This window comes from Pseudonocardia sp. NPDC049154 (assembly GCF_040648315.1).
GTDB lineage: Bacteria > Actinomycetota > Actinomycetes > Mycobacteriales > Pseudonocardiaceae > Pseudonocardia.
Genome location: NZ_JBEZDN010000002.1, coordinates 63,835 through 76,811, shown reverse-complemented (window position 1 = coordinate 76,811; position 12,977 = coordinate 63,835). Strand labels below are relative to the sequence as shown.

Here is a 12,977-nt window from a genome sequence, read left to right as displayed (position 1 = left end):
CCCGCACGGGTGGAGGCCGGGATGCGCGGCTCGAGGCGGCGTCGCCCCTTCGATCACGCTCGTACCGTCGTCGGATGCTGCGCGCCGGCGATGAGTCCGGCGACCGACGACCGAACGACGAGGCGACCGGGCACGACGAGCGGCGTCGCGGGTGTAATCGGCCTCTCGCCGAGGAGGTCGAGGAGGGTGAGGGCGGCGCGGCGTCCCATCTCGGCCAGGGGTGGGACGTAGGTGGTCAGCGGCGGCTGCCCGACCGCGTACCACTCGGGGTCGCCGCGGCCGGCGAGGGACAGGTCGGCGGGGATCCGGATGCCGCGTTCGCCGCACTCGCGCAGGACGCCGAGCGTGAGCCGGCTGGACAGCGCGATGAGGGCGTGTGGCAGGTCGTCGGCGACGTCGGCGAGGGCGGCGGCGCCGCCGTCGGGGGTGAAGGGGCAGACCAGCACGCGGGAGCGGCCGCGATCGGTGCGCTCGTCCGTCTCGGGGATACCGGCCTCGGCCACTGCCCGGTGGTAGCCGGCAAGCCGGCCGCGGCTGGTGCTGTGGTCGGGCGGGCCGACGATCACGGCGAGGTCGGTGTGCCCGGCCTCGATGATCGCCGCGGTGAGTGCGGCGACCCCGTCGACGTCGTCGCTGACGACGGCGGGCACCCGCGTGGGCTCGGAGCGGCGGTTGAGCTGCACGATCGGGACGTCGGTGGGCAGCTCCGCGGTGTCGTCGACGGGGACGTGGACGATCCCGTCGACCTGCCCGTCGAGCATGGCGGCGAGGGCGGCCTGCTCGGCCTTCGGGTCGTTGCCGGTCGTGGCGACGAGGAGCTGGAAGCCGGCGTCGTCGAGCACGGTCTGCAGGACCGCGGCGCTGGCGGTGTAGAACTCGTTGTGGATGTCGGGCAGCAGCAGCCCGATCACCCGGGTGCGGCGTTCACGCAGGGCGCGGGCGGCGGCGTTGGGCCGGTAGCCGAGCTGGGCGGCGGCGGCGGCGAGGACCTTGTCCTTGGTGGCGGTCGATGGAGCCGCGGCCGCTGATCGCGCGGGAGGCGGTGCCGACGCCGACCCCGGCCAGGCGAGCGAACGGCGACGAACACCGGCACTTGGTCGGCGAGCAACTGCACCATCCGGCCGACGCAGACGAGCGCGGGGCCGTCGGCGCGAGCTATCACCTCACCCAGCTTCGGGTACATGCGAGCGTGCCAATTTACCTCGCGTGGACATCACAACCGCCCACTGATCTCGTGGGCCCATGGGAAGAGGCGCGGACGGCAGCCCCGGGCCTGCTGCTCATCGACAGCACTGCCTCGCTCTCTGCGGTCTACCACGCCGTCAAATGGTCCCTACCGCAAGAAGCCGCGCTGATCGTGAGCGTCGTGCAGCACACGCCGAAGTCGCGCGGCCTGTCAGCAGGGATCGCCACGTGGCTGCGGGCGAGGACGACGCCGCCGAGCAGTTGAAGTGGGCCCACTTCGAAGGCGCCGGAAGTGCGCGATGCCGATCGTGCTGCGCTTGGGCGTGGAGCGGGCAGGTCGAGCTGAGTCGTGTACCGAATCGCTGCGCAACCTTCATCCGCTGGTCGGGCCGGCGCGGTTCTGCCGGCGGGTGAGCACGACGCTGGGGCGCAGGGGGCGGCGGTGGTGCCAGCCGGCCTCGACCAGGAGCCGGCGGGCGTGCGCGTTGCCGGTCTTGGTGATCGAGCCCTGGGATCTGGTGGTGCCGGAGGAGGACTCGGTGGGCACCAGCCCCAGGTCCGCGACGATCGCCTGCCTGCTGAGCCGGGTCCAGTCTCCGATCTCGACCGCACCCGAACGCCGCCAACGTGCAGACCCCGCGCAGGCACCCCAGCCGGGTCACCACCGGGGAGAACGCGCTCTCGGCGGCCATCTCGCCGATCGCGGCGTCGAGCCGTTCCCGTCGGGCGAGGGTGGCCAGCACGGTGTCGTAGGCGATGTCGAAGGCCAGCCCCAACCCGGGCTGGTCGAACGCCGGCAGCCGGCGCTGGGCGCGCAGCCACCGGTCGTGGGTTCCGGTCCAGGGCTTGCCGCCGGAGTAGACGATGCCCTGGCCCAGCAACAGCGTAGGACAGGCGGTGCCGGGCCGCCATCAGATCCGCGCGGACGTCCTCGTGGGCCCGGACCAGATCCCGGGCGGTCTCCTGCTCGCGCTCGGGACGGCCACCGCCACGATCTCGCCCAGGTGCAGCAGCCGGGCCAGGTGCCCGGCGTCGCGGCGGTCGGTCCTGACCCGGTCCCCGCACGGGCGCTGCCGCTTCGACGGCGCCGCCACCTGGCAGTCGACGCCTTCATCGGCCAGGAACCGGGCCAGCCCGAACCCGGTCGGGCCGGCTTCATAGGTCGTCGCGACCGGGCCGGGCAGCGAACGCAGCCAGCCCAGCAGCTCGCCGTGGTCCGGGGTCAGCCGGCGCTCGAACACCTCGCCGGTCGCCCCGTCCAGCCTCAGGCCACCACCGATCGTGCGTGCACATCCAGCCCGACGCTCGGACGCTTCCGGTCCGCTGGGGCCTCCCACATCGTGTGGCTCTACGCGGCCAGGACCCACTTCCTGCCCGGCAATCCACGGTCACATGTGGCGAGGCCCCAGCCCGGGCCCACATATCGTCCAGGTCGCGAAGGCCCGCGGCGCGCACGGCTCGCACGGCCTCACAGAGAACCTCAGCAAGGCCGCGGGCGGCGGGTCACTGGCCGACGCGGCGAAGCAGACCGCCGAGACCCAGGCGCTCGTCGGGTCGGCCGAGACCACGTAGGACGTTCAGCAAGCCCTATCGCTCCAGGCCGGGAGGCCATTCGTGCATGACGACGCACCCTCCCCGAATCATTCCGATGGTGCATCGAGGCTGAACGAAGGTTGGTGGCGCAGAAGCGTTTCCACCAACTCGTCGCATCTGGCTGATATGTCGTGCCGAGTTCCGACGATTCCAATCGCCGCCCTGGTCCGGCCGTTTTCCTTGACGGCCATCGACACTCCTTCGCCGATGTCAGAGACGTGCGGGGAGGCGCAGATCCCGGTTTCCTGCAGCCCTTGAAGGTGGTCGAGGAAGAGATCGACGTACTGCTCCTCGTCCTGAGGGAGATTCCGGAGGTAGGTCCAGAGACTGCGCTGTTCCATGCCTGCAAGCAGGACCCAGCCCGACGAGGTCCGTATGAGAGACCGCCGCACTCGGTTCTCCGCCAGGTATGCGTACTTCGGATCGTTCGACACGTGGTCCACGTAGAACAAATCATTGGCGACCGCGATCGAGAGGACTGTCGTCAGGCCGGTCTCGCCATGTATCGCTTTCAGGTGCTCGTGGGTCACCTTCCCGGGCATATACCGGCCGGCCATCAAGTTCAGCAGGTAGGGCGCTGCTCCCAGCGTGTAGCGCCGCGCTCGCTCATCGAGATATCCGGCGACGACGAGCCCGTTCACCAGGGTCTGCACCGTGCTCAACGGTGCCTCGGACCTCGCGGCCATCTCGGTGAGGGTCAGACCGTCCGGAGACCCTGCCGCCTCCTGGAGCAGGGCCGCCATCAGATCGATCATGCGATGCCGAGGTCGTCCGCGTCCCCGCATCGCGCCGTGTGTCGTCATGCACGCCTCCCCGCTCATCGTAACTGCAACGTATATACGTAGCATCTCACGTACTTGCGGTCTTCGCAGCTGGATGGCACAGTGCGGCCTGTGCATGACATCACAGATGATCCAGGCCGCCCGGATGGCGCGGCGTGGCCCAGCGCGGTCGGGCCGTTGCACGGGGTTCGCGTCATCGATCTCACGACCGTGGTGATGGGTCCGTACGCCACGGCCGTGCTCGGCGACCTCGGTGCCGATGTGGTGAAGGTTGAGCCGTTGGACGGAGACATGACCCGCGGCATCGGCGCCCGCCGCCACGCCGGGATGACCGCGATGACGCTGAACCTGCAGCGCAACAAGCGCAGCATCGCGCTGAACCTGCGCGAGCCGGACGGGCTTGCGGCGCTGCGGCGGCTGGTCGAGGACGCCGACGTGATCGTCACGAACCTGCGGCCGCGGTCCAGGGAGCGCCTGGGCATCACCTACGAGGCGTTGTCCGAGTGCAACCCGCGGCTGGTGATGTGCACCGCGCAGGCCTACGGCTCCCGGACAGAGTTGGCGGACAGCCCGGCCTACGACGACATCGTGCAGGCCGCGTCGGGTGCGGCGTTGCTCACCGATCGGGTCTACGGGCAGCCGAGCTACGCCCCATACGTCATCGCGGACAAGGTGGTCGCACTGCACATCGCGGTCGCGGCCCTGGCGGCGGTGCTGCGGGCCCGCACGACGGGCCGGGGACAGAGCGTGGATGTGCCGATGGTCGATGCGATGATTGCGTTCAACCTGGTCGAGCACCTGGGTGGTCACACCTTTGATCCGCCCGAGGGGGACTTCGGCTGGTCCCGGATCCTCGTGTCGGAGCGCCGGCCGCATCGGACGGCCGACGGGTGGATCTGCATCATGCCGTACTCCGACCAGAACTGGCGTGACTTCTTCGCTCTCGCTGGCCAGCCCGAACTCGCCGACGACCCGCGGTTCCGGGAGGTCAACGACCGCCACCGAAACATGAACGAGCTGCTCGCCACCGTCGGTCAGATGGCCCGGCACCGGACGACCGACGAGTGGCTGGAGCTCTGTGCGAAGCACGAGATCCCGGCAAGCGAACTGCTCGACCTCGCTGCGGTGGGGCAGAACGACTACGTCCGCGAGCGGAACCTCTTGCGCAGCGTCGAGCACCCCTCCGAGGGCCGGTACTTCGTGACCCCGACCCCGATGGACTTCTCGGAGACCCCGGTCGGGCTCACTCGCCACGCCCCGCGTCTTGGGGAGAACTCCGCCGAGATCCTCGCCCAGGCCGGCTACTCGCCGGGCGAGGTCGCGGACCTGTTCGCCCGCAACGTCGTGGCGGGCGACCACCCGGCCCCCGTGAACGAGAAGTGCGCGTGATGACCTCGACGATCACGGACCGGCCGAGACCGGAACTGCGTGAGCTGCGGGCCGAGGTGCGCCGCTTCCTGGCGGGAGCCGTCGAGGCGGGCGTGTTCACTCCCCGGGTCAACAGCTGGCTCACCGGCTGGGACGAGTCGTTCAGCCGCTTGCTCGCCGAGCGGGGCTGGGTCGGGATGACCATTCCAGCCGAGTTCGGCGGCCACGACCGGGGGCATCTTGAGCGGTTCTCCGTGACCGAGGAGCTGCTCGCCGCCGGCGCCCCGGTCGCCGCCCACTGGATCGCCGACCGGCAGATCGCGCCCTCGATCCTCAAGTACGGGACCGAGGAGCAGAAGCGGCGTTACCTGCCTCGGATCGCCTCCGGCGCGTATTACTTCGGGTTGGGCATGAGCGAGCCCGACTCCGGCTCGGACCTGGCGAGCGTCCGCACGCGCGCCACCGAGGTCGACGGCGGGTGGGAGCTCACCGGCACGAAGGTGTGGACCTCCGGGGCGCACCGGGCGCACGCGTTGGTCGTGCTGGCCCGCACCGCGACCGACCCCGACGACCGGCACGCCGGGCTCAGCCAGTTCGTGGTCGAGCTCGACAACCCCCGGGTGCAGGTCAAGCCGATCACTTCGATGAACGGGGAACACCACTTCAACGAAGTGGTGCTCGACGAGGCATTCGTCCCGGACGGCGGCGTGCTCGGCAACATCGGGGACGGGTGGAAGCAGGTCACCTCGGAGCTCGCCTTCGAGCGCAGCGGCCCGGAGCGGCTGCTGTCGACCTACCCCCTGCTGCAGGAGCTGGTAGCCGCCACCGGGCGCGGCTCGGTGCCCGCGGACGCTCGTGTCGGCCGGCTCGTCGCCCGCACTGCGGCCCTGCACCGCATGTCCACGGACGTGGCGGAGACCCTCGCGCAGGGCGACTCGGCGTCAAGTGAGGCCGCGGTCGTCAAGCTGCTGGGGACCCGGCACGAGGGCGATATCGCCGACGTCGCGGACGCGCTCGCGGGCGGCCTCCCGCCGGACCGTGAACCCCGGCTGCAAGAGCACGTGCGGGCGAGCCTGCTCGAGATGCCCGGCTTCACCCTGCGCGGCGGCTCGAACGAGGTCCTGCGGGGGATCGTCGCGCGCCAGATCGGAGTCAGCCGATGAGCGCCCGACACGTCGACCCCATGCTGGCCGAGACGATCGACTCCGTGCTGGGCGACCGGCGCGGCCGGCCCGTGAACGACCGCGGCGCCCCCTACTTCGACCGGGACCTGTGGGCCTCGCTGACCGATCTCGGGTTCGCCCGGCTGACCACGCCGGAGGCCTCGGGAGGCAGCGGGGCGGAGTGGCCGGACGGGGCGTACCTCATTCGGAGGCTGGCCTTCCACGCGCTCGACGTCCCGCAGGTCGAGCACGACCTGCTGGCCGGTTGGCTGCTGGACCGGACCGGACTACCGGCCGCCGAGGACGGGGGTGTGGACACCGTCTGCGTCCTCGGCGTCGACGGGCGCGGGGCCGCGCCGTACGCCGCCGTCGCCGACCGGGTCATCCTGGTCCGGCCCGACGGTGACGGGTGGCGCGTCGCCGTGGTCGCACCCGCCGACCTCGTCCTGGGGCACGGGACAAACCTGGCGGGCGAGCCTCGGAGCACCGTCGTGGACGCGGGTCCCATGCGCGGCGTGCCAGTGGAGCGGCTCCTGGTCGAGGACCTGCTGCTGCGTGGCGCGTTGGCCCGCGCCGCGCAGATCTCCGGGGCCCTCGAGCGGGCCGTCGAGCTGAGCATCGAGCACGCCGGGACCCGCGTGCAGTTCGGCCGCCGACTGGCAGACTTCCAGGCCGTCCAAGCGCTGATCACCGACGCCGCCGCGGAGACCACCCTCGCTCGGGCGGCCGTCGACGGGGCCGTCGACCTGGCCGCAGCCAGGGACCCTGGCCTGCCGTTCGCGGTCGCGGCCGCGCGGTCCTGCGCCGGCCACGCGGCCTCCGTCGTGACCCGAAACGCCCACCAGGTCCACGGGGCGATCGGCACGACGGCAGAGCACGACCTGCACAAATCGACCACCCGGGCGCTCGCGTGGCGCAACGAGTACGGACATCTCCACGGATGGGACGACGCCGCGACGACAATGGCTGTGACGGCAGGCGGCGAGGCCCTATGGCCACTGCTGCTGTTCCACCTTCGCAGCCCGGTGCGGGGCTGGGCGCCTGGCCTCGTTCCCGGCCCGAAGGCCGGACCCTTCGCCGGCCCCGACGACCCTCGCGAACCCGCGGGCACCGCGTCCCGCCCGTCATCCGAGGCGGGAGACCGATGACCACCGTTGCACCCGCGCCGGCGGGGGAATCGCTGTTCATCGACGGCCGGTGGCGGTCCGCGGCGGCGGCGTTCCGCGCCACCGACCCCGCGGACCCGCGCCGGGAGACCGGCGCCTACTCGGCCGCGACCGCCGCGGACGTCGCCGACGCGTACGCCGCGGCCGCGAAGGCGCAACCCGAATGGGCGGCGACGCCCGCGCCCGAGCGCGCCGAGTTCCTGCGCCAGGCCGCCGCCGCGGTCGAGGCGGCCGCCGAGGACCTCGCCCTCGCCATGACCGCGGACATGGGCAAGACGATCCGGGACGCCCGGGCCGAGGCGCTGCGGGCGGCGTCGATCTTCCGGTATTTCGCCGGCGAAGTCCTGCAGTCAGCCGGAGAGGTCTACCCGAGCGCCGACCCGGCGACAACGCTGTTGACCCTGTCGGAGCCGGTCGGGGTCGTCCTCGCGATCACACCGTGGAACTTCCCGGTCGCAGTCCCCGCCTGGAAGATCGCCCCCGCCCTGGGATTCGGCAACGCCGTCGTCTGGAATCCCGCGGAGGCGAGCACCGGGACGGCGGTCCGGCTGACCGCCGCCCTCGCGGATGCCGGCCCGCCCGCCGGGCTGCTCAACGTCGTGACCGGCAGCGGAGCCGCGCTATCGCCCGCACTCACCGGCGGCCCCCGACGTGGCGCGGTGGCGTTCACCGGGGCCGGCCGCGTCGGCACGAGCCTGCGCGAGGCTGTGGCGGACCGGAACGTGAAGGTACAGCCGGAGATGGGCGGCAAGAACCCGCTCGTCGTGCTCGCCGACGCCGATCTGGCCGACGCCGCCGAGCGGATCGTCTCGGCATCGATGTTCTCCACCGGGCAGCGCTGCACCGCGACGAGTCGCGTGTACGTCGAGGCCGCGGTGGAGGGCGAGCTGCGGAAGCTGCTCATCGAGCGCATCCGCGCACTCGTCGTGGGCGACCCGCGGGACGAGGCGACCGACGTCGGCCCCCTGGCCTCCCGCGCCCAGTACGAGAAGTTCCATCACTACCTGCAGCTCGCCGAGGCTGAAGGGGCCGAAATCATCGCCGGCGGCCGCACTGGGACCGAACGATCCGGCTACTTCGTCTCCCCGACGCTGCTGGCCGGAGTCGCAGACGACAGCCCCCTGATGCACGAGGAGATCTCCGGCCCGCTCGCCGTACTGCAGCCGGTGGCGGGAACCGAGGAGGCCCTCGAGAAGGCCAACGACACCGCGTTCGGGCTCGCGGCATCCGTGTTCACCTCGAACCTCGGCAATACCATGGCCTTCCTACGCCGGTCCCGCGCCGAAATGGTGCACGTCAACCGGGAGACGACCGGCGTCGAGCCGCACGTGCCGTTCGGCGGGCTCAAGGCCTCCAGCAACACCGACCGCGAACAGGGCAAGGCCGCTCGCGCCTTCTTCACCAACGTCAAGACCGCCTACATCCGATCCGCATAGACCGCGGCCAGGGTTTCGCATCGTCATTCCGTTCGATACTCAACGAGGAGAGGGAGTTCAACTGTGAGTACGACCAGCGTCGAGGAGTTCGATGTCCTGATCGTCGGGGCCGGCTTCGCCGGTCTCTACCAGCTAGAGAACCTCCGCAAGCGCGGTTTCACGGCGAAGGTGCTCGAGGCTGGCGGCGGCATGGGTGGCATCTGGTACTGGAACTGCTACCCGGGCGCCCGCGTGGACAGCGAAGGCCCGATCTACCAGTTCACCCGCGAGGACCTGTGGAAGGACTTCGGGTTCTCCGAGCTGTACCCGGGCTGGCAGGAGCTGCGCCGCTACTTCGCGCACGTCGATGAGAAGCTCGACCTGAGCAAGGACATCCGCTTCAACGCCAGGGTCGAATCGGCGACCTTCGATGAGAAGACCAACCGCTGGACGGTCAAGGCGGGCGACGGCTCGACGACTATCTGCCGGTACTTCGTGCTCTGCACAGGGTTCGGGTCAAAGCCGATCTTCCCGGACATCCCCGGCCTCGACGACTTCGAGGGCATCAGCCACCACACCGGGCTGTGGCCGCAGGAGGGTGTCGACCTGCGTGACAAGCGGATCGCCATCATCGGCACCGGTGCGAGCGGGGTGCAGGTCGCCCAGGAGGCCGCGAAGTCCGCCTCGCAGCTGACGATCTTCCAGCGCACCCCGGTCCAGGCGCTCCCCATGCGCCAGTTCGACCTCAGCGACGAGGACAACGAGCGCATCAAGCTTCACCTCGAGGAGCGTTTCAGCCGTCGCGGGACCACCTTCGCCGGCTTCGAGTGGGACTTCATCCCCAAGTCCGCACTCGAGGTGAGCGAGGAGGAGCGCACTGCCACCTACGAGGAGCTGTGGGAGGGCGGCTTCAAGTTCTGGCTCGGCACCTACCAGGACGTCCTGTTCGAGGAGGAGGCGAACGACACTGCCTACCGCTTCTGGCGGGACCGCACGCGCGCCCGCATCAAGGACCCGATCCTGCGGGAGAAGCTCGCGCCGCTGAAGAAGGCCTACCCCTTCGGCGTCAAGCGCCCCTCCCTGGAGCGCACCTACTACGACATCTTCAACCAGGACAACGTCGAACTGGTCGACCTGCACGAGGACCCGATCGAGCGGATCCTTCCGCACGGGATCCGAACCGCCTCCGGCAATCGCGAGTTCGACATCATCGTGCTCGCCACCGGGTTCGACGCGGTGACCGGCGGGCTGACCGCGATCGACATCGTGGGCACCGACGGCCGCTCACTCAAGGACACGTGGTCCAACGGTGTCGAGGCCTACCTCGGAGTCGCTACGGCCAAGTTCCCGAACATGTTCTTCCTCTACGGCCCGCAGAGCCCATCCGGCTTCTGCAACGGTCCGACCTGCGCAGAGCTGCAGGGCGACCTGATCCTCGACACCCTCGACTACCTGCGCGACAACGGCTACAGCCGGATCGAGTCCGAGCCGGACTCGGACCGGAACTGGACCTCGCACGTCACCGAGCTGACCGAAGCCGGCCTCTACGAGAAGGCCAACTCCTGGTACATGGGCGCCAACGTCCCCGGCAAGCCGCGCCAGCTGCTCAACTACCCCGGCGGCCTGCCGACCTACCTTCAGAAGTGGTCCGAAATGGCGAACGCCGGCTACAAGGGCTTCGCCGTGACCTGATCGTACGATCTCGAGGAGATTCTGATCTGATGAGCACCACAGCGTGGCCTGCTCCACCGGTTACCAGTGTCTCGAGGGACTGCACATAGGCCACCGACCAACGGGCTGGGCTGGCCTCATCGGGCGGGCGGCGTGGTACCGAAAGGTGCCGGTACAGCGTCGCCCGCCCGACGCCGACGGCCTGGGCGATCTCGCCGAAGGTGTGCTCGCCCGTGTCGAGCTACCGGGCGATGCCCAGCCTGGCCGGGGTCAGCACGCTGGGCCGCACCCACCCGGCCGCGGGCCCGGGCGGCGGCGAGCCCAACGCGGGTGTTCTCTGAGCTGCGGGTCTCTGACGAACGGCGACCATCGCCAGCACGTTGAACAGCAGCGGCACCGGGTGGAAGCACTTCTGGGCACCACGTCTTCTACGAGGTGTTCCGCGAGGCCGGTGGGACCGGCGAGGTGCCGCGCACGATCGAGCGAATGGCGCAGGGGCGCGTCGGTGACGACTGGCCCGCCGCCTTCACCGCGATGCTCGCGTACGCGGGCGACAAGGGCTGGCTGACCGACGACGGGGCCGGCATCCAGGCGCACTGTGAATGGCAGTGAGCCCGACATCCGAAGGAGACATCGCATGGCGTTCTTCACCGTGGTCTGGAAGTACACCGAGGACACGGAGCTGATCGAGAAGGTGCGCGGCCCGCACGGCGCGTACCTCAAGGAGCAGGTCGCGGCGGGCGCGATCCGCATCGCAGGCCCGTTCGAGGACGGCGCCGGCGGCATCCTCGTCGCCGAGGTCGCCGACGCGGCCGAGCTGAGGTCGGTACTCGACGGCGACCCGTACGTTGCCGACGGCGTCGTCGTCGACACCCAGATCTTCCCCTTCAAGCCGGTGTTGGGAGCGCTGGCATGACCGTTCCCGCCCGTCCCGCTCCGGTGGAGTCCGTCGACGTCGGCGACATCCGGATCACGTACCTGCCCGATGGCGACGCCTCGGTGTCGGCGGAGGCGGTGTTCCCCACCGGCAGCGCCGAGCTGTGGGAGGCCCACCGCGAGCTGTTCGACGCCGACGGCCTGCTGCTGCTGACCCTCGGCGGCTTCCTCATCGAGACCGGCGACGAGAAGATCGTTGTCGACCTCGGCTTCGGGGACATGACCGTACCCTTCGAGCCCGTCGGCGGGGAGTTCCGCGGCGGGCGGCTGCTGTCCAGCCTGCGCCAGGCCGGCGTGCAGCCCGCCGACGTCGATACGGTGTTCTACACGCACCTGCACCTTGACCACGTCGGGTGGACCGCACAGGACGGCAAGCTGACCTTCCCCAACGCCCGCCACCTGGTCGGCGACGGCGAGCTCGAGTTCTGGCAGGACGTCACCGACGAGGGGCTGGCGGCGGTCGGGCCGCACCCCGAGGCGGTGCAGGCGCCCCTGCAGGGCCGCGTGGAGTCGGTCGTCGACGGTCAGGTTCTGGCGCGCGGGGTGAACGTGCTCGCCAGTCCGGGTCACACCCCCGGCCACTGCTCGCTGGTGGTCTCTTCCGGCACTGAGCGCGCGATCATCCTCGGCGACGTCGTGCACTGCCCGATCCAGCTCGGCGACGGCGACCTCCGGATCATCTTCGACGTCGACCCGGACACAGCGGCCCGGACGCGCGACAAGATCGCTGCCGAGCTCGAGGGCACACCGTCAGCAATCGGTGCCGAGGGGCACTTCAGCGGGTCGGCGTTCGGCCGCGTCGTCCAGGCCAACGGGCGACGCTGGGTGGGGCTGTCGTCCTGATCTGGCCACGAGGAGGAGCCATGACGATCGATGTCAGCAGGGTCGCCACCGACCGCGCTGCGGACGGCCGTTCGGTGTTCGCCTAGGTGTACGGACCCCGGCCGTTGTTGACAGCCGGGTCGGTGCGTCGCCTTGATCAAGGCGAGGACCTCCAGACGGAGTGGGTGTGCCTGACGCACCTGCTCCGATCTGGAGGTCGATCACCCGGGTCGAGCCCGATGGCTTCTACGGGCATCTCCTCCGGCAGCGACACCGCAACGAGGGGCGCCGCTCTCGATCACCAGGCTCCAAGGCCGCCTGCTGGTACGGGCGTCCGCTCCGTTGCCATTACGACTGGTACAACACGCAACGGATCCGGGCCCGGAACGGCCGGTAACTTCGACCGAGCACGAACGGCCCGGCACGCTGGACAGAACGATCACTCCCCATCACCTACCGTCGAACGCCGACCCAGCCGGCGCCAGACGACCGGCACTCGGACAAGCAGGGGGTTGCTCAGCCGGATCGGGAGGTACCGCACTGCTGCCCGGGCAGAGGGCGTGAGCGTGAGTGACGGACTTGCCCTGGCGCACGCCCTGCGGGATCGTCGGTGCCGGTATCGCAGGGGAGGGATGAAATGATCAAGGTCAGTTCGCTCTACCCGTACAACGAGGGCTCCAGATTCGACATGGACTATTACTTGGGCCAGCACATTCCAATGGTTCAGGAGAAACTGGGCGCGGCGCTCAAGGGCGTTTCGGTCGAGCAGGGCGCGGCCGGCGGAACGCCGGACGAGGGGCACGCGCACAAACGCCAGGGCAACCACTAGAGAGACAACCACGAGCCCGTGCCAGCAGAGCTCTGCAAACAGCACCG

The 12,977-nt window shown here is 70.2% G+C and carries 14 protein-coding genes and 1 pseudogene; 11 read left to right on the top strand and 4 right to left on the bottom strand.

Features of this window, described 5'->3' with window-relative positions:
- Positions 1–53: 53 nt before the first annotated feature.
- On the bottom strand, positions 54–911 hold the full coding sequence (locus AB0B41_RS02130) for a substrate-binding domain-containing protein (RefSeq protein WP_358197933.1): 858 nt from the start codon (positions 909–911) through the stop codon (positions 54–56).
- Between the two features lie 98 nt (positions 912–1,009).
- Here AB0B41_RS02130 and AB0B41_RS02125 point away from each other — a divergent pair, with 98 nt between their 5' ends.
- Complete coding sequence (locus AB0B41_RS02125; protein ID WP_358197931.1) at positions 1,010–1,450, top strand: hypothetical protein; 441 nt, start codon at positions 1,010–1,012, stop codon at positions 1,448–1,450.
- A gap of 192 nt (positions 1,451–1,642) precedes the next feature.
- Here the strand turns inward: AB0B41_RS02125 and AB0B41_RS02120 are convergent.
- Both AB0B41_RS02120 and AB0B41_RS02115 read right to left on the bottom strand, forming a co-directional pair.
- A pseudogene (locus AB0B41_RS02120) lies at positions 1,643–1,747 on the bottom strand (transposase); the annotation flags it as partial.
- Between the two features lie 349 nt (positions 1,748–2,096).
- Positions 2,097–2,426, bottom strand: a complete 330-nt coding sequence (locus AB0B41_RS02115; RefSeq protein WP_358197929.1) for a hypothetical protein — start codon at positions 2,424–2,426, stop codon at positions 2,097–2,099.
- 151 nt (positions 2,427–2,577) lie between these two features.
- Between AB0B41_RS02115 and AB0B41_RS02110 the strand changes: the two genes are divergently transcribed.
- Positions 2,578–2,757 carry a hypothetical protein gene (locus AB0B41_RS02110; protein WP_358197927.1) on the top strand — a complete coding sequence of 60 codons (180 nt, stop codon included), beginning with the start codon at positions 2,578–2,580 and terminating at the stop codon, positions 2,755–2,757.
- A 68-nt stretch (positions 2,758–2,825) separates the two neighbouring features.
- Here AB0B41_RS02110 and AB0B41_RS02105 read toward each other — a convergent pair whose 3' ends face one another.
- Positions 2,826–3,533, bottom strand: a complete 708-nt coding sequence (locus tag AB0B41_RS02105) for a helix-turn-helix domain-containing protein (protein WP_358197925.1) — start codon at positions 3,531–3,533, stop codon at positions 2,826–2,828.
- A 204-nt stretch (positions 3,534–3,737) separates the two neighbouring features.
- Between AB0B41_RS02105 and AB0B41_RS02100 the strand changes: the two genes are divergently transcribed.
- From AB0B41_RS02100 to AB0B41_RS02060, 9 genes are all read left to right on the top strand, one after another.
- The gene (locus AB0B41_RS02100; RefSeq protein ID WP_358197923.1) at positions 3,738–4,949 is read left to right on the top strand and encodes a CoA transferase; all 1,212 of its coding nucleotides are present in this window, start codon (positions 3,738–3,740) and stop codon (positions 4,947–4,949) included.
- On the top strand, positions 4,949–6,091 hold the full coding sequence (locus AB0B41_RS02095) for an acyl-CoA dehydrogenase family protein (protein ID WP_358197921.1): 1,143 nt from the start codon (positions 4,949–4,951) through the stop codon (positions 6,089–6,091). Before AB0B41_RS02100 ends, AB0B41_RS02095 begins: the two co-directional genes overlap by 1 nt.
- A complete protein-coding gene (locus tag AB0B41_RS02090) occupies positions 6,088–7,239 on the top strand; it encodes an acyl-CoA dehydrogenase family protein (protein WP_358197919.1) in 1,152 nt (383 codons plus the stop codon). Before AB0B41_RS02095 ends, AB0B41_RS02090 begins: the two co-directional genes overlap by 4 nt.
- Positions 7,236–8,693: an aldehyde dehydrogenase family protein gene (locus AB0B41_RS02085; RefSeq protein ID WP_358197917.1), complete on the top strand. Its 1,458-nt coding sequence runs from the start codon at positions 7,236–7,238 to the stop codon at positions 8,691–8,693. Before AB0B41_RS02090 ends, AB0B41_RS02085 begins: the two co-directional genes overlap by 4 nt.
- Before the next feature lie 63 nt (positions 8,694–8,756).
- A complete protein-coding gene (locus AB0B41_RS02080) occupies positions 8,757–10,364 on the top strand; it encodes an NAD(P)/FAD-dependent oxidoreductase (protein ID WP_358197915.1) in 1,608 nt (535 codons plus the stop codon).
- 465 nt (positions 10,365–10,829) lie between these two features.
- A complete protein-coding gene (locus AB0B41_RS02075) occupies positions 10,830–10,955 on the top strand; it encodes a hypothetical protein (protein ID WP_358197913.1) in 126 nt (41 codons plus the stop codon).
- Positions 10,956–10,980: 25 nt separating this feature from the next.
- On the top strand, positions 10,981–11,259 hold the full coding sequence (locus AB0B41_RS02070) for a YciI family protein (RefSeq protein ID WP_358197911.1): 279 nt from the start codon (positions 10,981–10,983) through the stop codon (positions 11,257–11,259).
- Positions 11,256–12,122 (top strand): MBL fold metallo-hydrolase, encoded by an 867-nt coding sequence (locus AB0B41_RS02065; RefSeq protein ID WP_358197909.1) that lies wholly within the window; start codon positions 11,256–11,258, stop codon positions 12,120–12,122. The genes AB0B41_RS02070 and AB0B41_RS02065 overlap by 4 nt, the downstream gene beginning before the upstream one ends.
- Positions 12,123–12,738: 616 nt before the next feature.
- Positions 12,739–12,930 (top strand): hypothetical protein, encoded by a 192-nt coding sequence (locus tag AB0B41_RS02060; RefSeq protein ID WP_358197907.1) that lies wholly within the window; start codon positions 12,739–12,741, stop codon positions 12,928–12,930.
- Positions 12,931–12,977 lie beyond the last annotated feature (47 nt).